Origin of the sequence: Halobellus captivus (assembly GCF_003697845.1) — an archaeon.
Taxonomy (GTDB): Archaea; Halobacteriota; Halobacteria; order Halobacteriales; family Haloferacaceae; genus Halorubrum; species Halorubrum glutamatedens.
The window spans coordinates 103,570-122,925 of record NZ_RDQE01000009.1 but is presented as its reverse complement, the minus strand read 5'-3'; the positions used below and the strand labels follow the sequence as shown (position 1 = coordinate 122,925).

The following is a 19,356-nucleotide window of genomic DNA, read 5'->3' as shown; positions in this document are numbered from 1 at the left end:
GCGGTCGACGGTCCGACGACGTGCGGCTCACGCCTCCGTCGACGCCGCCTCCCCGCGGGCCGACTCGCCGGCGTCGCGGCCGGGAACGAACGTCCCCGTCTCCCGACGGACGCCGACGAGCAGCGCGATCCCGGCCGCCAGCGGCACGGCCGCACACGCCGCGTACACCGGCGTGAACCCGACCGTCTCGACGAGCGGGAGCGACACCATCGGACCCAGACCGCCGCCGACGTCGCCGAGGACGTTGTTGGTGCCCGAGGCCCGACCCATCCGATCGTCGGGGGTCAGATCGGCCAAAAGCGCCATCATCGGACCGCTCGTCCCGCCCTGTCCCGCGCCGATGGCGACGCAGGCGACTCCCAACTCGAGCGTCGAGCCCGCTCGCGCCAGAAGCAGGAAGCCGACGAACGAGACGACGAGAAAGCCCAGCAGGATCGGCGTCCGCGATTCGCGGGAGTCCGAGACTCGACCGCCGGCGAACATGAACACCGCCGCGGAGACCACGGTTCCGGCCATGAACAACCCCGACGTTCCCTGCGGGTCGAGCCCCAGAAGCGAGATGTCCGTCTCGCCGAGGAACAGGACGAGGGTGGCGAAAAGCGCCCCGATGTACGCGAACATCAGCCCGAAGTTCACGAGCCCGACCGTCACCGCCGGCGTCGAGGTGTCGACGTCCCACGGCTTGACGGACTGCTTCTCGCCGGCGGTCGTCACGTGCGTCTCGGGAACGAGCCGGTGCGCGACGACGCTGGCGAGGAGCGCGAACGCGGCGGCGACGACGAACGCCGCGACGTTGCCCGCGAGCGAGGAGACGACGCCGCCGAGCACGAGGCCCGCGGGGAAGCCCATCGTGATGCCGCCGCGCACCACGCCCATGTTCGTCCCCCGCGAGCCGCTGTCGGAGACGTCCGCGGCGATGGTGTAGGCGGTCGCGAACACCGCGGCGGACCCGATCCCCCAGAGGACCCGCGCGAGCAGGAACCACGCCTCGGGCGCGACGACGAACTCGAGCACCGCGAACCACTCGGTCGGACCGACCGCGACCGGCCCGATCGATCCCGCGGGCAGTCCCGCCAGGGCCGACCGGAGCGATTCGGCCGGCGGCAACGCGATCGCGACGACGTAGCCGAGGGTGGCGATCCCCTCGATGAGCAGCCCGAGCACGAAGGGTTTCCGCGTGCCGTATCGGTCGACGAGCGCGCCCGCGGGCGCGTTGGCGACGAGCCGGACCCAGCGGTTCGCGGAGAGGATCACGCCGACCATGAACGCGGAGATGCCGAGGACCGCGCCGAGGTTCGGGAGGATGGGGAAGACCACGCCGCCGCCGAACCCGACGAAGAACGTGCTGGCGATCACCGCGAGCAACACGGTCGGGAATCGGGAGAGACCGATCGAGGGAGGCCGGATCACCGGTCACCCCCTCCGCCCGGCCGACGGTACGTGACGCGCCCGAAGTGTCGAGGGCGTCGGGCGTCCTCGCCACGGCGGTCCGAACGTACCGGCGTCATTCCGGCGTCTCGCTCGCCGGACCGGAGCCGGCGGGGTTCTCCCCGGTCCGGGCCGTGAGTTTCCCGAGCGTTTCGTCGAGCGACGGAAGCGTCGTTCCCTCGGCGAGCAGCGGTTCGACGATCCGTCGGAGCGTCGCCTCCGCGACCGTCCGGGTGTACGCGATGTCGGCCTCGGCGTCGGGCTGACCGGGTCCGGGATCGCCCTGTCCGCCGAGCCCGGTTCCGAGCGTGATCTGTCTGGTTCGCGCGCCGTCGAGCGTCGCCACGAGGAGCGCGGCCGTCTCGTCGACGTCGACGTCCCGGAAGACGCCGGCGTCGATCCCGTCCGAGAGGACGTCCGCGGCGGTCTCACGGAGGAGCCGGTCGCTCCGGAGCAGCTGTTCGCGGATCCGGTCGTTGAATGGCCCCTGTGAACGCATCTCGAGGAGCCCGATGTGGAACGACTCGCGCTCGGTCTCGGCCGGCTCGAAGACGAACCAGCCGACGAACGCGACGAGCCGCTCGACCGGCGGCGCGTCCGCGCCGCGGCTCATGCGACGCTCGAAGTCGGAGATCACCCGTGCGAGGAACGCCACGAGGAGGTCCTCCTTCGTGTCGTAGTGGTAGTGGAGGAGCGACTTGCTCTTCGAGCACTCGTCGGCGATGTCCTGCATCGTCAGCCCCGCGTAGCCGTGTTTACACAGCGCCCGGTAGACGCCGTCCATGATCTCGTCGGCCGCGCCCGGCTGCTCGCTCATTGACTGACCGGTCAGTCAGCAAGGCCCAAAGCCCTATCGGTGAGCGGTACGCCTCGCCGGAAGCTCTCGATCCAGGTTACGTTTGCCGAGAACTGGTCCGCGGTTCCCACGGCGCGGTGGCTACCGAGCGTGGGACGTTCGAAAAGCCGATACAACGGAACGGTCTGACGCCTTACAGACGCGTGACGTTCGTCGCGCGCGGACCCTTGTCCGCCTCCTCGATGTCGAACTCGACTTCCTGACCTTCCTCCAGGTCCGGGCCGCCGACGTCCTCCATGTGGAAGAACACGTCCTCGTCCGCGTCGTCAGTCTCGATGAATCCGTAGCCGCCAGTGTCGTTGAAGAAGTCAACTTCGCCTTTCGCCATTGCATTCGTACGGCCGGGAGGAGTACATAAAAGGCTTCCGCGAGCGAGCCGAGCGCGACAACGGCTGGCACACGGAGACGTCCGGACAGGGAGAAGGTACGGTACGAGAGGGTCCGGGCAGGGGGTGGTACGATACGAAAGAATACGATGCGAGAGAGTACGGAGGGAGGGTCGATCGCGGTCCCGGGATCGACGGGTCCGTCCCGCTCGTCGTCGATCGGTATCGGCCGTGGTAGTAACTACTATACGACCCCAGTACCGAGCCCCTACGTATGAGTCAGTCGTACAATCGAGGCCTCATCGAGGACTTCAGCCGTTGGCGGGAGTTCGAGGCCGGCATGTGGGCGTGGATATTTCATAAGTTTACGGGGTGGGTACTCATCGGGTACCTCTTCACCCACATCGCCGTCCTGAGTACGGCGATCCCCGCGTCGGGCGCGGAGACCGCCGTGCTGCAGGCGGGCAACGACGTGTACACCCAGACGATCGTCTCGCTCGAGGGCCTGCTTTTGGTTCGGGTCCTCGAGGTCGGGCTGCTCGCCGTCGCGGTGTTCCACATGCTCAACGGCGCGCGCCTGCTGTTGGTCGACCTCGGCGTCGGACTGGAGTCACAGGACAAGAGCTTCTACGCGTCGCTGATCCTGACGGGGGCCATCACGGTCGCGTCGGTTCCGACGTTCATCGCGGGGGCCTTCTGAGATGGCACAGCGCTACTCCTCGTTCGACAAGGGCGGGCGGATGTGGCTGCTCCAGCGCGTCACGGCCGCGTTCCTCCTCGTCGTGTTGGCGTTCCACTTCTTCCTCCTGCACTTCGTCCATCACGCGGACGAGGTGTCCTTCCTGATGAGCGCCGGCCGGATGGAGACCATGAGCTACTACTCGCTCATGGTGTTGTTCCTCCTGACGGCGACGTTCCACGGCGTCAACGGCGTCTACAACGCCCTCGTCAACCAGGGGCTCACGGGTACGAAACGCACCGTCATCAAGTGGACGCTCGTCGCCGCGAGCGTCGTGTTGGTCGTCCAGGGGATCCGGACCGCGAACGCGTGGGCGGGGATCCCGCTTTACTGATCGAACCATGAGCACGCAGATACCCAAACAGACCGAGAAAGCGGACGAGACGGCGGCCGAAACCGAGACGGACGCCCCCTCGAAGGGGGACGAACGCCGGGCCGAGAAGCGCCGGCGGGCGGACGAGCGACGCCGGCAGCGCGAGGCCGAGGAGGCCGAGCGGGCGGCGGCCGACGAGAACACGGTCGAACTGCGGGTGTTCCGGTACGACCCGGACGTCGAGGGCAAACAGGAGCCCCGGTTCGACACCTTCCACGTCCCGTTCACCAAGGGGATGACCGTCCTCGACGCGCTGATGTACGCCCGGGACAGCTACGACTCCTCTCTCACCTTCCGACACTCCTGCCGGCAGGCGGTCTGCGGCTCGGACGCGATGTTCGTCAACGGCGGGCAGAAGCTCGCCTGTAAGACCCAGATCGACGAGCTCGAGGAGCCGATCCGCGTGGAGCCGCTGCCACACGCCGAGGTGACGAAGGACCTCGTCGTCGACATGGAGCACTTCTACGACCAGATGGAGGCGGTCGAGCCGTACTTCCAGACGAACGAGTACCCCGACGGCGAGCTCGAGGAACAGCGCCAGACCAGGGAGAACCGCGAGAAGATCAAGATGTCGACCCGGTGTATCTGGTGTAGCGCGTGTATGTCCTCGTGCAACATCGCCGCCGGCGACAACGAGTACCTCGGACCGGCCGCGATCAACAAGGCGTACCGGTTCGCGATGGACGAGCGGGAGGGCGAGGACGTCAAGCAGAAGCGCCTGGAGATAATCGAGCAGGAGCACGGCGTCTGGCGGTGTCAGACCCAGTTCTCCTGTACGGAGGTGTGTCCCAAGGACATCCCGCTCACCGAACACATCCAGGAGCTGAAACGCGAGGCGGTCAAGAACAACCTGAAGTTCTGGTGACGACCGGAGACGCCAGGGACACGCTCAAGCGACACCACCACTAACCACACACCACACCACAAACCATGCACGAACACGACGTCGTCGTCGTCGGCGCGGGCGGAGCGGGCCTCCGCGCGGCGATAGCGGCACAAGAGGAGGGAGCCGACGTGGCCATCGTCTCGAAGCTGCACCCGGTGCGATCGCACACGGGCGCGGCGGAGGGCGGGATCAACGCGGCGCTTCGGGACGCGGACTCCTGGGAGGACCACGCGTACGACACGATGAAGGGATCCGACTACCTCGGGGACGCGCCCGCGGTCGAGGCGCTCTGTAAGGAGAGCCCCGAGGAAGTGATCCAGCTCGAACACTGGGGAATGCCGTTCTCGCGCGAGGAGGACGGCCGCGTCTCCCAGCGCCCCTTCGGGGGGCTCTCGTTCCCGCGGACGACGTACGCGGGCGCGGAGACGGGCCACCAGATGCTCCACACGATGTACGAACAGGTGGTCAAACGGGGGATCACGGTGTACGACGAGTGGCACGTGATGGACCTCGTCGTCACCGACGAGGACGACCCCGCCGACCGGACCTGCCACGGCGTCGTCGCCTACGACATCCAGCGCGGCGAGGTCGACGGGTTCCGCGCGAGCGGCGGCGTCATCCTGGCCACCGGCGGGATGGGACAGGTGTTCGACCACACCACGAACGCGGTGGCGAACACCGGCGACGGGGTCGCGATGGCCTACCGCGCCGGCGTCCCGATGGAGGACATGGAGTTCATCCAGTTCCACCCGACGACGCTGCCGTCGACGGGCGTGTTGATCTCGGAGGGCGTCCGCGGCGAGGGGGGCATCCTCTACAACGAGAAGGGCGAGCGGTTCATGTTCGAGCACGGGTACGCGAACAACGACGGGGAGCTCGCCTCCCGCGACGTGGTCTCGCGCGCCGAGCTGACCGAGGTCAACGAGGGTCGCGGCATCGAGGACGAGTACGTTCACCTCGACATGCGACACCTGGGCGAGGAGCGTATCCTCGACCGCCTGGAGAACATCCTCCATCTCGCGGAGGACTTCGAGGGAGCGGACGGCCTCACGGAGCCGATGCCGGTCAAGCCCGGACAACACTACGCGATGGGCGGCATCGAGACGAACGAGCACGGCGAGACGGTCATCGACGGCCTCTACGCCGCCGGCGAGTGTGCCTGCGCGTCGGTTCACGGCGCGAACCGCCTCGGCGGGAACGCGCTCCCGGAGCTCATCGTCTTCGGCAAGCGCGCGGGCCACCACGCGGCCGGCAGGGAGATGGGCGAGGCGGAGATCCCGACCGGCAAGCGCGGCGAGTGGGAGCCAGCCGAGTACGAGTTCGAGGTCGACGTGGGCGCGGTCGGCGATCGCGGCCCGGCGGCGGCCGACGGCGGCGCGGTGGCGGCGGACGCCGAGGGACTGATGGAGGCGGAGATCGAGCGCGCTCGAGAGCGCGTCGAGGACCTCCTCGCACGCAAGGGTCGCAACCACGCGGAGATCCGCTCCGCGGTCCAGGAGACGATGACGGCCAACGTAAACGTGTTCCGCGAGGAGGAGGGGCTCAAGGAGTCGCTCTCGGACCTCCGCGAGGCACGCGAGGCGTACACGGAGGTCGCCGTCTCGGACCCGTCGCGGACGTTCAACACGGACCTCATCCACACGATGGAGACGCGGAACGTCCTCGACATCGCGGAGGCGCTGGCGATGGGCGCGCTCGCCCGTCGGGAGTTCCGGGGCGCACACTGGCGCAAGGAGCGCCAGGAACGTGACGACGAGAACTGGCTGAAACACACGCTCGTCTCGTGGAACGACGGCGAACCCGAACTCTGGTACAAGCCCGCCATCCTCGAGGGCGAGGCCAAGACGTACGAGCCGAAGGTCCGGTCGTACTGACGCCGGAGTCGGCTCCGACTTTCGGCGCGAATCGTTCACGGTTCTCTATGCGTCGTCGGTCGAAAGTGCCGACGGAATACGGCCGATTCCGTCATACGGTACTTCCCTCGACGAGGGCGATATCCGGCGTGAAACGGCTCGATGCGGGCTACGTCGTCGGTCCCGGTTATTTCGACGATCGTTGAAATAGGGATTTATTATCGTCGAAGGAATGGGATCGAGTGAGATGTTAGAGACAGAGACGGCGCACGCGGCGGCTCCCGCGCTGCCGCCGGAGCTGCAGTCTCCGCGCGCGAAGCTGGTGTACCTCTATCTGACGACCAACGGGCACGCGACGGTCTCGGAGATGGGCGACTCGCTCGGCATGAAGAAGATGTCGCTGTACAGCATCCTGAAGACGCTTCGGGAACAGGACATGGTCGTCCGCGAGGGCGACGCCTACACGCCGGCCTGATACGATCCGTCCCTCCCGTGTCCACCGTACCGGCCCTGTCGAGATCCCGTCCTTCAGACATAACCTCGTGTGAAACGGCTGGTCGGTGAGGACTGCACATCCATCTTTTTCATCGTCGGATTCCCTTCGGGAACCGCTCCTCGAAAACCCTGGAGGGAAAAAGCTAACTCCCCCGTCTTCGACGCCGTCGGTGAAACGCCTCACCGTGCTCGGCGTATGCTGGCATCGTCTCCAGTCGATCTGTGAATCCGCTCCTCAACCCGCACGGCTCCGCACCTCAGGCCTCCCCAACCTCGTCGCTGGCGCGGTTCCGCGCCAGCGACTCCCTCGCGGGCTCCTCGTGCCCGTCAAGGCACTCGGAGGCGCGCCGGCCGCTCCGGCGATCGTTCGTTCCTCCGCCTGTATCGACTACAGCCGGGTCAGAAAATATCACCTGTTGAGGATTTCAACAGAGCCCGACGACCCAATTATCTCGCCGACCTTCCGGAACACGCGGATCGAACGCCCTCGTGAAAACAGTTAACTGTACGACGGGCACACTGTGAAACATGGCTACTGATGGAGAGACCCCGAATTCACCGGCTGAGGACGAGATGTTGCCGGACGAGCGGGAGGTACTCTCCGAGCGCGGTAAAGCGCTCGACGAAGCCGATGAAGACGATCTCCTCACAGTAGATGAGGTAGCGGCCGATCTCGGAATCGACCTCGACGAGTAACGTGCCGCGTTCACCGAGCAAACTCCGTATTCTCCCGGAAGCGGCTGACGATATCGAAGAGATCCAGCAGGATGACTCGGAGGGTGCGACACGGATTCTGAAGAAGATCAACGAGTGGAAAGACCAGATCCAGTGGGGCCGCGTCCCACAAAGACACCTGACGTATCTCTCTGGGTCAAAGTCCTATAATTTCTACCGACAGCGAGTCGGGAACAGCAAGTACCGCGTCGTGTACGAGATCAGTGACGACCTGATGACCGCGGTGGCCGTCTTCCCGAAAGACGACAACGCCTACGACCTCGACGACTACCGAAGTCGAATGGATCGGCAGTGACCAAGAGCGCTCCGCCCCACCGCTATACGACAGCCGGTCGATGAGAACTGCATATCCACCTTTTTCTCGTCGGGTTCCCGAGGTGAACCCAGTGAGCGAGGGAATCCGACGTTCACGAGAGCAGAGCTCTCGTGCAGCCCAGCAGAAATCTCCGATTCTGAGGCGATGAAAAAGGCGGTCGTATTGACCGCAACCGGATCAAAACTCATCACCTGCGACGGGTTTTTCGGAGCTACCGATCCGGTCCCCGCTCGCGACGCCCCGGAGGATTTAGGTCGCGGAACGCCCCAGTACGGTCGTGGACGCAACCCAGGAGGAGTTCGCGAACCCGTTCGGGATGGACGTCGACTGCGAGAACTGTGAGGGGCTGTGCGACGCCCGCGATCGCGTGATCCACGGCTACGGGGACGTGGGAGCCGAGTTCCTCGTCGTCGGCGAGCGACCCACGGCGGCCGCCGAAGGGAACGGGGTCCCCTTCACCGGCGCGGGCGGCGGAGAGCGCGTCCAGTCGATCTTCGCCGACCTCGGCTTCGTCAGGTCGTCACCGGGCGCGGCCGAACCCGACGTTCAGAACGTCTTCTTCACGAACCTCACGCGCTGTCGACACCCGGATCGGGCCCCGACCGACGAGGAGGTGACGACCTGCGAGCCGTTCCTCAACGCGGAGATCCGGATGATCAACCCGCAGATCATCGTCGCCGTCGGCGATCGGGCGCTCCGCGAGCTCGCGGTGGCGTACACGACCCGGCAGCCGGACTCCTTCGACGTCGAGAGCGAGCACGCGACGACGATCCGCGGGCGCGGCTTCGAGATCGTCCCGATGCGCGAGCCGGACTCGATGACCGACGACGAGGCGGCGGCGTTTCTCGATCACATGCGCGAGAACGTGTTGAGCCGGGACTACCGGCAGACGAAGGGTCGACGGAGTCGGTGAGTTCGGGTCGGACCCGATCGAACCGCACCGGATCGGACCGACCAGATCGAACCGGACCGGCCAAACCGGACTGACCGCTATCCCTCTCCGGAGTCGAACGCGTCGTCGAGAGCCCCTTCCATCGCGTCGTCGATGGCTCCCTCCATCGCGTCGCCGTCCGTCTCGAACGCACAGTCGATCAGGATGTGGCCGCCGAGCGTCGTCGGCGAGATCACCTGGTCCGCGCCGGCCCGCCGGAGCTTGTCGATGTTCTCCCGTTGGGTCGCGGCCGCGACGATCCGCACGTCGGGGTTGAGCTGGCGGGCGGTGAGGATCGCCAGCGCGTCGCGGGCGTCGTCCTCGGTCGCGACCACGACCGCGCGGGCGTCCTCGACGTGGGCGCGGTGGAGCGGCTCCACGTCGCTCGGGTCCGCGGTGAGTACGGGAATCGACTGCTCGTCGAGCCGCCGTGCGGCGGTCTCGTCGGTCGTCACGACGGCGTAAGTGACACCGTCCCGCTTTTCGAGTTCTTCGAGTATCGGTTCCGTCAGGTCCCCGTATCCCAACACGAGGACGTGGCCGTCGAGGAGGTCGAACTGTTTCTCTGTCATCTTTCCGAGCGCCTTGGAGAGCTGTGCCTCGATCGCGGGCGTGAGCAGGACCCCGAGGGCGACCGCGAACGCGGCGACGTTCATCACGAGCGCGGAGAGCACGAACAGCTTGGCGATCCCCGTGTCGGGGGTCACGTCGCCGTACCCGACCGTCGAGGCGGTGACGACGGTGAAGTAGAACGCGTCGACGATCGTGTCGACGCCGCCGAACTCGTCGCGGAGCGCGTAGGATCCGACGGTCCCGTACGAGATGGCCGCCGCGAGCGACGCCGCGGCGGCCAGCTGCGTCGGCGACGGGGTGAAGTCCCGGTCGAACCGCCCCCGGTTGATCACGAGCGCCGGGACGGAGACGAGCGAGAGCACGACGAGCGGCAGCGAGAACACCGACACCTGTAACAGTCCCTGGATCGCGGTCAGCGGCAGCAGGATCGCGGTGGAGTGCCAGCCGACGCGGTACCCGCGCCCCAGCGCGAACCCGCTCCCGAGCATCGCGAAGCCGGTGATCGTGCCGGTGAACCCGACGGTGCGTCGGACGATGTCGGGAATGTGCGGCGAGAGGGGTCCCTGAACGCTGAAGCCGCTGATGTGTAACAGTCCGACGATGATGGAGAGCAGCGCCACGGCGAACGTGAGAAGCACCGACGCTCGAACCGAGACCCACTCGCGGCTCCGCTCCATGGGCTTCCGGTGGCCGACACCGGACTTAAATCCCTCGTGGACGGCGCGGGGGTTCGACCGGCCGAACCCACCGTCGACCGCGGCGGTACTGGTTTAAGTGCTCCGGGGATCATCCGCGTATGGCTCTGCCCGTCGAGATCCTGTTCGGCATCTACCTCGGCGTCCTCACGGGGATCATCCCCGCGTTGGTCGCCGGGGTGTTGGGGTTCATCTTCAAGTACTTCACCGGAGTGACGATCCCCGGGCTCGGGGTCGTGGCGCTCGCGCTCGCGCTCGCGGGAGTGAACGGCGGACTGCTCGCGTTGAACGACCAGACGATCCGTAGCTCCGATCGCGCACCGGCGATCCTCACGGCGATCCTCGTCGTGTTGATGCTCTCGCTGTACGCTCACGCGCAGGGGGACAAGCTCGGCGCGGCCGTCCCTAAGCGCGTCTCCTTCCGGAAGCTCCGGGAACGCACGCTCTCGACGGACGTCGTCGATCTCGTCGGCGGACGCGGCCAAGTGCGGGTCACCGTCGCGGGCGAGGTCGGCGACATGGAGGGATATCCGCCGCTGCCGACCGAGACGCGCCGGGCGATCGCCGACGGCGAGTGGACGTTCCCCGCGGACGTACCGATCACCGAGTTGGAGACGCGGTTCGCGGAGCGGCTGAAGACGGAGCTCGAACTCGCCGACGTCAGCGTCCGGATCGACGAGGAGGCGCGCGCGACGGTGACGGCCGCCCCGCCGACCGGCGGGCTCTCGAAGCGCGTTCCGAAGGGCAAACGGGGCGTCTCGGTCCCGGCGCTCGTCCCGACCGGACTGGCTCGCGGCGACCTCGTCAGGATCGTCACGGCCGATCTCACCGTAGAGGGAACGCTTCTGGCGGCGAAGTCCGGCGGGAAGCTCGTCGAGGGGGGCGGTGCCAGCGCCGTGACGTCCGCGGCGGGCGGCGATACTCCGGAGGCAGAGCCACGCCCGGAGGACGGCCGATCGGAGGATCCCAGAACCGACGGGGGAGAGCCGGCGTCGCTCCCCGAATCGGCTCCGAAGACGGGGACCACGACCGGCGGCGAGGGTCGCGTGACCGTCGCGGTCGACCGCTCCGAGGCGGGACCCCTGTTGCGGGCCGGGCGCGGGCGGGTGCTCGTGTGCTCGCGCGGGACGCGCCGGGAGTTCGAGCTGACGACGCTGTTGCGCCGGGCGGGCAAGCGGTTCCGGAAGGTGACCGTCGTCGCCGGCGGCGCGCTCGACGGCCACACCATCGGCGAGGTGGGCGTCCGGGAGGCGTACGACGTCGCGGTGTTGGCGGCGCGGCACGACGCGAAGTGGACCGTCGCCCCGAGCGGAAACCAGTCGCTCTCGGCGGGCGACGAACTGTTCGTCGTCGGCACCCGCGAGGCGCTCGATCGCTTCGGGGAGGTGGCGTCGTGACGCCGACCACCGCAGGCGTTTCGAGGATGGTTGCTGCCGCGAGCGTGGGGTTCGGCGATCCGCGGGCCGCGGCGATCACGCTCGTCACGTTCGCGGTCCTCGCGGTGATCGTGTCGGCGTCGGGCGCGCTCGTCTACCGGTGGTACTTCCGATCGGAGATACCGGAGGGCGTCGCGGTCCTGCTCGGCGTCTCGATCGTCGCGTTGTACCTCAACACCACGTCGCTCGGGGCGCTCGTCAGCGCGGAGACGGCCGAACTGCTCACCGTCGAGACCGTCGTGTTCAACGTGACCGCGCTCGGGCTCGCGGCCGTCGTCTCTCCGGTGGGTCGGTACGCGGGCGATCGCCTCGCAGTCGACGTCTTCGCGCTGTCGGGGATGAAGGGTATCGAGGGCGAGATGAGCCGGTTCGTCAGGACCGTGGGTCGGATGACGCCGGTGACGCTGCCGCCCGCCGAGGCGATCGAGGACATGGACACCTACGAGTCGGTCTCCTCGGAAAAGAAGGCCGAGATGGCCGACCGGACGCTGATGTTCGCCCGCGGTCTCACGGTCGAACAGCTCCGCGAGCGGCTCGTCGAGCGCGTGAAGACGGACTACGGAGTCGGCTACGTCGACGTCGACGTCACCGAGGACGGGACGCTCGAGTACTTCGCGGTCGGCTCGCGGGTGACCGGGCTCGGCCCGACGCTCGCGCCCGGCCGGGTCGCGGTCGCGCTCTCCGCGGACCCGCCGAACAACGCGACCGCCGGCGACATGGTCCAGATCTGGCGGGCGGCTCCCGACCCGGAACGCGTCGCCACCGGGGAGCTCCGGGGCGTCGCCGGCGACGCCGCCACGGTCGCGCTCGACGAGTCGGACGCCGAGGCGCTCTCTCTCGAGGGTGGCTACCGGTTGGTGACGCTCCCGGCGGAGCCGCAGGCCGACCGCGAGTTCGCCTCGCTGCTCCGGAACGCCGACGAGACGATGGCGACGGTGACGGTCGAGGAAGGGAGCGAACTCGTCGGCACGACCGTCGGCGAGGTGAGCGCGGTCGTCGCCGCGGTTCGTCCCGTCGACGGGTCCGTCCAGCCGATCCCGCGGCGAGCGTACGCGTTCGCGGCCGGCGACACGGCGTTTCTGGTCGGCCGGCCCGACGCGATCCGGCGGTTCGAGACGGGCGCGAAACGCGCCGAGAGGGAAGAAAGCGGGGACGGAACCCCCGTCGACGAGCCGGGTACCTCGGCGGACGTCGAGACCGCGGCGGACGCCGGAGACGCGGCCGATACCGGAAACGCGGCCGGTGCCGCGGATCGGTCGACGGACGGTGACGGCTCGAGGGACGGGGACGGCTCGAGAGGTAGGGACGGCTCGAAGGGTAGTGACGGCTCGGGAGGTGGGGACGGGACACAACGCTAATGGCGCGTCCCCGCGGGGATCGGGTATGGAGTGGAAGCTGTTCGCGGACCTCGCGGAGATCGCCGGCGACCGCGTCATCGCGGTCGACGCCGAGCCGGGCGACACGGTCGGAGACGCGCTCGAGGACCTACTCGAGGCGCATCCGGCGCTGCGCGACCGCGTCCTCGACGACGGCGAGGTGGCGGACCACATCAACGTGCTCCGTAACGGGAGCAACGTCCACCACGAGGACGGGATGGGGACGAGACTGGAGGCCGGCGACGAGCTCGCGCTGTTCCCGCCGGTGAGCGGCGGATAGCGCGCGGACTCCGACCGCCGTCCGCGATCCCGGGAACCGATCGGTCGTTTAAACCGATCGCGCGCCGGAGTGGCGGACATGAGCGACGACGAGACGGACGCCGCGGACCACCAAGGAGACGCCGCGGACCACGAGACGGACGGGCCGGAACACGGCGCTCACCCCCATCGCGAGGAGTTCGGCGAGGATCCCGTCGGGCACGCGCGCGTCGGCGCGGGGATGACCGTCGGCGAGCTCCTCGAGACGTACGGCGAGGCCGGGATCGGCGCGGCCGACGTCCACGAGGCGGGCGACGTGCTCGCCGAGATGTTCGGGAACGACGACTGTACCGTCTTCTGTTCGCTCGCGGGCGCGATGGTCCCCGCGGGGATGCGCGGGATCGTCTCGGAGCTGATCCGCGACGGCTACGTCGACGCGCTGGTGACGACGGGCGCGAACCTCACCCACGACACCATCGAGGCGATCGGCGGGAAACACCACCACGGCCGCACGCACGACCCCGAGAAGACGGCTCGCGAACACGACGAGACCCTGCGGGAGGAGGGCGTCGACCGCATCTACAACGTCTATCTCCCCCAGGAGCACTTCGCCGAGTTCGAGGGGCACCTCCGCGAGGAGGTGTTCCCGGCGCTCGACGGCGAGGGATCCGTGTCGATAGCGGAGCTGTGTGCGGAGCTCGGCCGGGCGAACGCCGCAGTGAACGAACGGGAGAGCGTCGCGGAGGACGCCGGCGTCGCCGCCGCCGCCTACGAGTCGGACGTCCCCGTCTACTGTCCGGCCGTCCAGGACTCGGTGTTGGGCCTTCAGGCGTGGATGTACGGCCAGACGGCCGACTTCACGCTCGACGCGCTGGCCGACATGACCGAACTGACCGACCTCGCGTTCGACGCCGACGACGCGGGCTGCCTGCTCGTCGGCGGGGGCGTCCCGAAGAACTTCACGCTCCAAACGATGCTCGTGACCCCGCGGGCGTACGACTACGCGGTCCAGATAACGATGGACCCGCCGTCGACCGGCGGGCTCTCGGGCGCGACGTTGGAGGAGGCCCGGTCGTGGGGAAAGCTGGAGACGGACGCGCGCAACGCCTCCGTCTACGGCGACGCGACCGTGCTGTTGCCGCTCCTCGTCGCCGCGGCTCGCGAGCGTGTCGAATGACCTGTAATTAGATGTAATTAAATTTTAGTGGCCGGCCGTCGTTCCCCGGGACGTGAGCGAGTACACGACGATCTCGTTGCGCAAGGAGTTCGTCGCGGACGTCGAGTCGTACATCGAGGACGAGCCGTTCGGCTCGGTCAAGGAGTTCGTGAAACACGTCGTCGTCCGGGAGATGGAGTCGGACGACGAGATCGGCGAGGAGGAAGCCCGGCAGATCGCCCGGAAGCTCCGGGAGTTGGGGTACATGGAGTGACCCGAACCGTCGAGGAACGCTTCGGCGAGTTCTTCGAACGAGTCTCGCGGGCGGACCTGATCCTCCTCTGTATGCCGCTTCTGTTTCTCGGCGGATACGGCGCCGGCACGCTGGCGTTCGACGCCCGGTCCGTCGCCGTCGCGATCGCGTCGATCGCCTGTGCCCCGTTGATGTTCGATGGGCTCTTCGTGAACCCGCCGAGCGACGGGTGAGCGGCGACCGATCTTTCTCCTCGAACCGATCCGCGTGACGGACCGCTCACGATTCGAGATCCACGGCCTCCGCCAGCAGCTCGTGTGACCGCAGCGCGCCCCCGTGGTCGGGGACGACGTGCTGGATCATGACCTCGTCGACGCCGACGCGGTCGGCCAATTGGGACAGCAGGCCGTCGATCGTCTCCGGACTCCCGGAGATCGCCCGCGGCCACTCGCCGGGATCGAGCGTCGCGGGGGTCGGCTCCGGGACGCCGCCCAGATCGTCGATCGCCTCCTCGACCGACGGCGTCGGCCCGAGCACGCCGCGCCGCATCCGCTCGTACGTCGCCTCCGCGGGCGCGCGCCGACGGGCCGCGGCCTCGTCGCTCTCGGCGGCGACCGCGTTGACCGCGAGCATCCCGTGCGGCTCGTCGGGACCGTCCGTCAGCTCGGAGGGCTCGAACCGCTCCCGGTACGTCTCGAAGGCTGACTCGGCGTGGTTCGGGCGGATGAAGGCCGCGAAGCAGTACCGCGCACCGAGTTCCCCGGCGATCGCCGCGCTCGACGGGCTCGACCCGAGCACCCAGGGGACCGGCGGGGCGGCTCCGGATCGCGGGATCTCGAGGTCGGCGTACGCGTGATCCGCGGGAAAGGCGTCGTACAGGTGGTTGATGACCGCACGTATCTTCTCCGTGTGGTCGCCGTCGGGATCGTTCGTCCGCCGGTCCGTGCCGAGCGCGCGGTCGGCCGCGGGCGACCCGTTGGCTCGACCCAGTCCGGCGTCGATCCGCCCCGGCGCGAGGCCGTCGAGCGCGCCGAAGACCTCGGCGACCTTGAACGGGCTGTAGTGGTTGAGAAGGACGGCGCCCGACCCGATCCGGATCGAGTCCGTGGCGGCAGCGAGGCGTCCGAGGAGCACTTCGGGGGTCGTTCCCGCGAGCCGGTCGCCCATTCCGTGGTGCTCGGCGACCCAGAATCGCGAGTAGCCGAGCCGTTCCGCCTGCTCCGCGGTCTCGACGGTGTCGGCGTAGGCGTCGGCGGCGGTCCCGCCCTCGGGGATCGGCGAGAGGTCGACGATGGAGAGGTCCATGTCCGACCTCGGGGAGTCCCGCCGTTAACCGTTCGGCTCGCGGCGGAGTAGTCCGCCGATCCGGGACGAAACGCCGGTCGAGTCGGGATGAAGTGGTCGTCGGTCCGGGACGAAGCGCCGGTCGGCTCGCGACGGAGCGGTGGCTGTCGCGGAGCGGATCCGTCCGGAGAAACGGCGGAGGTTCAGTTGTCGCCGGCCTTCGACTGCCAGGCGTAGTCGCGGCGCTTCGCGGACTTCCCGAAGCCGCACGAGGAGCAGCGCTCCTTCGTGAGGTGGTAGGACTTCTCGCCGCAGCGGCGGCACTTCACGTGAACCGTCTTGTTCTTTTTCCCTTGAGAGGGCGTACCGGAGCCGGTCATGCTTTGATGGAAACGACGTTATCGCCGCGTATAATCGTTGTGTCTTCGATCGCGACCGCGAACTCCCCGTCGATATCGCCGTCGACGCGGTCGCTCACGCTCTCCTCGGGGTCGATGACGACGTTCATGTGCTGGTCGTAGCCGGCCAGAACGCCGTAGTAGGTCGTCCCGTCCTTGAGATGTACCGTCACCGGATCCTCGAGCGACGCTTCGAGCACGTCGAGGGGTCGTCCACTCATTGTGCCTACCGCCTCCCGTCGCACTATTAAAAATACCGGGAGGCGGACGCCTTCGCCCGGCCGTAGAACGGTCGAACCCGCGTTCCCGGGTCTCCGTTTCCACGCTGCGCCGTCGAACCCGGACGTTTTTAACACGCCACGGTGTATCGGCGAACACCACACTCCCGCGGGACACGGTGAGCCGACGCCGGCTCGGCCGTAGCGGGGCCTTCACCGACACGCGGTTAGACGCCGGGGCTGACGGCTCCTTTGCGGGGAACCAGTGAGAGACGCCGGACGACGGCGTCGAACTACCACACCATGGAAATCGAAATCGCGACAATCGGCGGATACGAAGAGGTCGGTCGACAGATGACGGCGGTCCGTGCGGGCGAGGACATCGTCATCTTCGACATGGGTCTGAACCTCAGTAAGGTCCTCATCCACGACAACGTGGAGACCGAGAAGATGCACAGCCTCGACCTGATCGACATGGGCGCGATCCCGGACGACCGGATCATGAGCGACCTGGAGGGCGACGTCCAGGCGATCGTCCCGACGCACGGTCACCTCGACCACATCGCGGCGATCCCGAAGCTCGCACACCGGTACGACGCGCCGGTCGTCGCCTCCCCGTACACGATCGAGCTGGTCAAACAGCAGATCGCGGACGAGGGCAAGTTCCAGGTCGACAACGACCTCGTGAAGATGGAGGCCGGCGGCACGATGGCCATCGGCGACTCCGAGCAGGTCGAGATGGAGTTCGTCAACGTCACCCACTCGATCATCGACGCGATCAACCCGGTGATCCACACGCCCGAGGGCGCCATCGTCTACGGGCTCGACAAGCGGATGGACCACACGCCCGTCATCGGCGACCCGATCGACATGGACCGCTTCGCCGAGATCGGCCGCCAGGACGAGGGCGTCCTCTGCTACGTCGAGGACTGTACGAACGCGGGCCGAAAGGGCCGAACGCCCTCCGAGTCGGTCGCGCGCAAGCACCTCCACGACACGCTCAAGTCGGTCGAGGACTACTCCGGCGGGATCGTCGCCACGACGTTCTCCTCCCACATCGCTCGGGTGAAGTCGCTCGTCGAGTTCGCCCGCGAGATCGGCCGCCAGCCGGTTCTACTCGGCCGCTCGATGGAGAAGTACTCGGGCACCGCGGAACGCCTCGACTTCGTCGACTTCCAGGGCGACGTCGGCATGTACGGCCACCGGAAGTCCGTCGACCGCGCGTTCAAGCGGATCATGAAGGAGGGGAAGGGCAACTTCCTCCCCATCGTGACGGGCCACCAGGGCGAGCCGCGCGCGATGCTCACCCGGATGGGTCGCGGCGAGACTCCCTACGAACTGGAGGACGGCGACAAGGTCGTCTTCAGCGCGGGTATCATTCCGGAGCCGACCAACGAGGGACAGCGCTACCAGTCCGAGCAGCTGCTCCGGATGCAGGGCGCTCGAATCTTCGACGACATCCACGTCTCCGGTCACCTCCGCGAGGAGGGCCACTACGAGATGCTCGACACCCTCCAGCCGCAACACGTCATCCCCGGCCACCAGGACCTCAAGGGCCGGTCGCCGTACGTGGACCTCGCCAAGTCGCAGGGGTACAAGCTCGGCCGTGACCTCCACGTCACGCAGAACGGCAACACCGTCCAGATAGTCGAATGACGACCGAGACGACGGAGGCGCGGGTGCTCGACGCCATCCGCGAGCGGCGCGATCTGGTCAACGCCGCTATCGACGAGGAGCTACCCGTCCAGCATCCGGAGCGGCTCTACGAGGCGTCCCGATACATCCTCGAGGCGGGCGGCAAGCGACTCCGGCCGACGGTCACGACGCTCGCGGCGGAAGCCGTCGCCGGGATCGAGCCGATGAGCGCCGACTTCCGCGAGTTCGACGCGCTCGACGGCGAGCCCGTCGACGTCATGCGCGCGGCCGTCTCGATCGAGGTGATCCAGTCGTTCACGCTGATCCACGACGACATCATGGACGAGGACGACCTGCGGCGCGGCGTCCCGGCCGTCCACGAGAAGTACGACGTGTCGACGGCGATCCTCGCCGGCGACACGCTCTACTCGAAGGCGTTCGAGATCATGACCGAGACCGGCGCGGATCCGGCCGACGGGCTGGAGGCGATGCGGCTGCTCGCCTCGACGTGTACGGAGATATGCGAGGGACAGGCGCTCGACGTCGCCTTCGAGTCACGCGACGACATCCTCCCCGAGGAGTACCTCGAGATGGTCGAGTTGAAGACCGCCGTGTTGTACGGGACGGCGGCCTCGACCGCGGCGGTCCTGCTCGGTGCGGACGGCGGGATCTCGGACGCGCTGTATCAGTACGGGATCGACTCGGGCAGGGCCTTCCAGATCCAGGACGACGTGCTCGATCTCACCGTCCCCTCCGAGGAGCTGGGCAAACAGCGTGGTTCGGACCTCGTCGAGGGAAAGGAGACGCTGATCACGCTTCACGCCCGCCAGGAGGGCGTCGACGTCGACGGGCTCGTCGACGCCGAGACGCCCGCCGAGGTCACGGAGGCGGAGGTCGACGAGGCGGTCGCCGTCCTCGAGGAGGCCGGATCGATCGAGTACGCCCGCGAGACCGCGGCGGACCTCACCGCCCGCTCGAAGGAGCACCTCCAGGTGTTGCCCGAGAGCGACTCGCGCGCGCTCCTCGAGGACCTCGCTGACTACCTCATCACGCGCGGATACTGAGCCGCGGTCCACTTCTCCCGCGGCCCGCGCCCTCTCGAGTCGGAACACAAGAGAGTTGAGCGTTCCCCGGCG

The 19,356-nt window shown here is 67.8% G+C and carries 23 protein-coding genes; 16 read left to right on the top strand and 7 right to left on the bottom strand.

Going from position 1 to position 19,356, the window contains the following annotated elements; translation table 11 throughout:
• Window positions 1-27: 27 nt before the first annotated feature.
• The 3 genes from EAO78_RS11750 to EAO78_RS11740 form a co-directional block, all read right to left on the bottom strand.
• Window positions 28-1,410, bottom strand: coding sequence for an MFS transporter (locus EAO78_RS11750; RefSeq protein ID WP_238987681.1), 1,383 nt, complete (start codon window positions 1,408-1,410; stop codon window positions 28-30).
• Between the two features lie 94 nt (window positions 1,411-1,504).
• Window positions 1,505-2,245 carry a TetR/AcrR family transcriptional regulator gene (locus EAO78_RS11745; RefSeq protein WP_122106025.1) on the bottom strand — a complete coding sequence of 247 codons (741 nt, stop codon included), beginning with the start codon at window positions 2,243-2,245 and terminating at the stop codon, window positions 1,505-1,507.
• A gap of 172 nt (window positions 2,246-2,417) precedes the next feature.
• Window positions 2,418-2,612 (bottom strand): cold-shock protein, encoded by a 195-nt coding sequence (locus tag EAO78_RS11740; protein WP_004046659.1) that lies wholly within the window; start codon window positions 2,610-2,612, stop codon window positions 2,418-2,420.
• Between the two features lie 272 nt (window positions 2,613-2,884).
• Here EAO78_RS11740 and sdhC point away from each other — a divergent pair, with 272 nt between their 5' ends.
• From sdhC to EAO78_RS11705, 8 genes are all read left to right on the top strand, one after another.
• The gene (sdhC, locus tag EAO78_RS11735; RefSeq protein ID WP_112077414.1) at window positions 2,885-3,310 is read left to right on the top strand and encodes a succinate dehydrogenase, cytochrome b556 subunit; all 426 of its coding nucleotides are present in this window, start codon (window positions 2,885-2,887) and stop codon (window positions 3,308-3,310) included.
• A gap of 1 nt (window position 3,311) precedes the next feature.
• Window positions 3,312-3,683, top strand: a complete 372-nt coding sequence (locus EAO78_RS11730; protein ID WP_122106024.1) for a succinate dehydrogenase/fumarate reductase transmembrane subunit — start codon at window positions 3,312-3,314, stop codon at window positions 3,681-3,683.
• Window positions 3,684-3,690: 7 nt separating this feature from the next.
• Window positions 3,691-4,587, top strand: a complete 897-nt coding sequence (locus tag EAO78_RS11725; RefSeq protein WP_122106023.1) for a succinate dehydrogenase/fumarate reductase iron-sulfur subunit — start codon at window positions 3,691-3,693, stop codon at window positions 4,585-4,587.
• A 65-nt stretch (window positions 4,588-4,652) separates the two neighbouring features.
• Window positions 4,653-6,482: an FAD-binding protein gene (locus EAO78_RS11720; RefSeq protein ID WP_122106022.1), complete on the top strand. Its 1,830-nt coding sequence runs from the start codon at window positions 4,653-4,655 to the stop codon at window positions 6,480-6,482.
• 226 nt (window positions 6,483-6,708) lie between these two features.
• Complete coding sequence (locus tag EAO78_RS11715; protein ID WP_122106091.1) at window positions 6,709-6,936, top strand: MarR family transcriptional regulator; 228 nt, start codon at window positions 6,709-6,711, stop codon at window positions 6,934-6,936.
• A gap of 548 nt (window positions 6,937-7,484) precedes the next feature.
• Window positions 7,485-7,652 carry a hypothetical protein gene (locus EAO78_RS17920; protein ID WP_162498070.1) on the top strand — a complete coding sequence of 56 codons (168 nt, stop codon included), beginning with the start codon at window positions 7,485-7,487 and terminating at the stop codon, window positions 7,650-7,652.
• 1 nt (window position 7,653) lies between these two features.
• Window positions 7,654-7,986, top strand: coding sequence for a type II toxin-antitoxin system RelE family toxin (locus EAO78_RS11710; protein WP_122106021.1), 333 nt, complete (start codon window positions 7,654-7,656; stop codon window positions 7,984-7,986).
• Window positions 7,987-8,284: 298 nt separating this feature from the next.
• Complete coding sequence (locus EAO78_RS11705) at window positions 8,285-8,920, top strand: uracil-DNA glycosylase (protein ID WP_122106020.1); 636 nt, start codon at window positions 8,285-8,287, stop codon at window positions 8,918-8,920.
• 77 nt (window positions 8,921-8,997) lie between these two features.
• Here the strand turns inward: EAO78_RS11705 and EAO78_RS11700 are convergent, their stop codons facing one another.
• Complete coding sequence (locus tag EAO78_RS11700) at window positions 8,998-10,188, bottom strand: NAD-binding protein (protein ID WP_122106019.1); 1,191 nt, start codon at window positions 10,186-10,188, stop codon at window positions 8,998-9,000.
• 119 nt (window positions 10,189-10,307) lie between these two features.
• Here EAO78_RS11700 and EAO78_RS11695 point away from each other — a divergent pair, with 119 nt between their 5' ends.
• The 6 genes from EAO78_RS11695 (at window position 10,308) to EAO78_RS11670 (ending at window position 14,918) form a co-directional block, all read left to right on the top strand.
• A complete protein-coding gene (locus tag EAO78_RS11695; RefSeq protein WP_122106018.1) occupies window positions 10,308-11,603 on the top strand; it encodes a potassium channel family protein in 1,296 nt (431 codons plus the stop codon).
• Window positions 11,600-13,000, top strand: a complete 1,401-nt coding sequence (locus EAO78_RS11690) for a cation:proton antiporter regulatory subunit (RefSeq protein ID WP_122106017.1) — start codon at window positions 11,600-11,602, stop codon at window positions 12,998-13,000. The genes EAO78_RS11695 and EAO78_RS11690 overlap by 4 nt, the downstream gene beginning before the upstream one ends.
• Window positions 13,001-13,025: 25 nt before the next feature.
• Window positions 13,026-13,298 (top strand): ubiquitin-like small modifier protein 1, encoded by a 273-nt coding sequence (locus EAO78_RS11685; RefSeq protein WP_122106016.1) that lies wholly within the window; start codon window positions 13,026-13,028, stop codon window positions 13,296-13,298.
• A gap of 78 nt (window positions 13,299-13,376) precedes the next feature.
• On the top strand, window positions 13,377-14,453 hold the full coding sequence (locus tag EAO78_RS11680; RefSeq protein WP_122106015.1) for a deoxyhypusine synthase: 1,077 nt from the start codon (window positions 13,377-13,379) through the stop codon (window positions 14,451-14,453).
• A 52-nt stretch (window positions 14,454-14,505) separates the two neighbouring features.
• Window positions 14,506-14,706, top strand: a complete 201-nt coding sequence (locus EAO78_RS11675; protein WP_122106014.1) for a hypothetical protein — start codon at window positions 14,506-14,508, stop codon at window positions 14,704-14,706.
• On the top strand, window positions 14,703-14,918 hold the full coding sequence (locus tag EAO78_RS11670; protein WP_122106013.1) for a hypothetical protein: 216 nt from the start codon (window positions 14,703-14,705) through the stop codon (window positions 14,916-14,918). The genes EAO78_RS11675 and EAO78_RS11670 overlap by 4 nt, the downstream gene beginning before the upstream one ends.
• A 46-nt stretch (window positions 14,919-14,964) precedes the next feature.
• Here EAO78_RS11670 and EAO78_RS11665 read toward each other — a convergent pair whose 3' ends face one another.
• The 3 genes from EAO78_RS11665 to EAO78_RS11655 all read right to left on the bottom strand — a co-directional run bounded on the left by EAO78_RS11665 (window position 14,965) and on the right by EAO78_RS11655 (window position 16,588).
• Window positions 14,965-15,990: an LLM class flavin-dependent oxidoreductase gene (locus EAO78_RS11665; protein WP_122106012.1), complete on the bottom strand. Its 1,026-nt coding sequence runs from the start codon at window positions 15,988-15,990 to the stop codon at window positions 14,965-14,967.
• Between the two features lie 182 nt (window positions 15,991-16,172).
• Window positions 16,173-16,349 carry a 50S ribosomal protein L37e gene (locus EAO78_RS11660; RefSeq protein ID WP_080505266.1) on the bottom strand — a complete coding sequence of 59 codons (177 nt, stop codon included), beginning with the start codon at window positions 16,347-16,349 and terminating at the stop codon, window positions 16,173-16,175.
• Window positions 16,346-16,588, bottom strand: a complete 243-nt coding sequence (locus tag EAO78_RS11655) for an LSM domain-containing protein (RefSeq protein WP_122106011.1) — start codon at window positions 16,586-16,588, stop codon at window positions 16,346-16,348. The genes EAO78_RS11660 and EAO78_RS11655 overlap by 4 nt, the downstream gene beginning before the upstream one ends.
• A gap of 300 nt (window positions 16,589-16,888) precedes the next feature.
• On the opposite strand from EAO78_RS11655, the gene EAO78_RS11650 reads away from it, so the two are divergent.
• A complete protein-coding gene (locus tag EAO78_RS11650) occupies window positions 16,889-18,241 on the top strand; it encodes a ribonuclease J (protein WP_122106010.1) in 1,353 nt (450 codons plus the stop codon).
• Window positions 18,238-19,284 (top strand): geranylfarnesyl diphosphate synthase, encoded by a 1,047-nt coding sequence (idsA3, locus tag EAO78_RS11645; protein WP_122106009.1) that lies wholly within the window; start codon window positions 18,238-18,240, stop codon window positions 19,282-19,284. The genes EAO78_RS11650 and idsA3 overlap by 4 nt, the downstream gene beginning before the upstream one ends.
• Window positions 19,285-19,356 lie beyond the last annotated feature (72 nt).

Bases quoted from the DNA above. Each gene is read 5' to 3' on its own strand.
- EAO78_RS11745 (WP_122106025.1), bottom strand. From the start codon at position 2,245: ATGAGCGAGCAGCCGGGCGCGGCCGACGAGATCATGGACGGCGTCTAC.
- EAO78_RS11740 (WP_004046659.1), bottom strand. From the start codon at position 2,612: ATGGCGAAAGGCGAAGTTGACTTCTTCAACGACACTGGCGGCTACGGA.
- sdhC (WP_112077414.1), top strand. From the start codon at position 2,885: ATGAGTCAGTCGTACAATCGAGGCCTCATCGAGGACTTCAGCCGTTGG.
- EAO78_RS11730 (WP_122106024.1), top strand. From the start codon at position 3,312: ATGGCACAGCGCTACTCCTCGTTCGACAAGGGCGGGCGGATGTGGCTG.
- EAO78_RS11725 (WP_122106023.1), top strand. From the start codon at position 3,691: ATGAGCACGCAGATACCCAAACAGACCGAGAAAGCGGACGAGACGGCG.
- EAO78_RS11720 (WP_122106022.1), top strand. From the start codon at position 4,653: ATGCACGAACACGACGTCGTCGTCGTCGGCGCGGGCGGAGCGGGCCTC.
- EAO78_RS11715 (WP_122106091.1), top strand. From the start codon at position 6,709: ATGTTAGAGACAGAGACGGCGCACGCGGCGGCTCCCGCGCTGCCGCCG.
- EAO78_RS17920 (WP_162498070.1), top strand. From the start codon at position 7,485: ATGGCTACTGATGGAGAGACCCCGAATTCACCGGCTGAGGACGAGATG.
- EAO78_RS11700 (WP_122106019.1), bottom strand. From the start codon at position 10,188: ATGGAGCGGAGCCGCGAGTGGGTCTCGGTTCGAGCGTCGGTGCTTCTC.
- EAO78_RS11695 (WP_122106018.1), top strand. From the start codon at position 10,308: ATGGCTCTGCCCGTCGAGATCCTGTTCGGCATCTACCTCGGCGTCCTC.
- EAO78_RS11685 (WP_122106016.1), top strand. From the start codon at position 13,026: ATGGAGTGGAAGCTGTTCGCGGACCTCGCGGAGATCGCCGGCGACCGC.
- EAO78_RS11680 (WP_122106015.1), top strand. From the start codon at position 13,377: ATGAGCGACGACGAGACGGACGCCGCGGACCACCAAGGAGACGCCGCG.
- EAO78_RS11665 (WP_122106012.1), bottom strand. From the start codon at position 15,990: ATGGACCTCTCCATCGTCGACCTCTCGCCGATCCCCGAGGGCGGGACC.
- EAO78_RS11660 (WP_080505266.1), bottom strand. From the start codon at position 16,349: ATGACCGGCTCCGGTACGCCCTCTCAAGGGAAAAAGAACAAGACGGTT.
- EAO78_RS11655 (WP_122106011.1), bottom strand. From the start codon at position 16,588: ATGAGTGGACGACCCCTCGACGTGCTCGAAGCGTCGCTCGAGGATCCG.
- EAO78_RS11650 (WP_122106010.1), top strand. From the start codon at position 16,889: ATGGAAATCGAAATCGCGACAATCGGCGGATACGAAGAGGTCGGTCGA.
- idsA3 (WP_122106009.1), top strand. From the start codon at position 18,238: ATGACGACCGAGACGACGGAGGCGCGGGTGCTCGACGCCATCCGCGAG.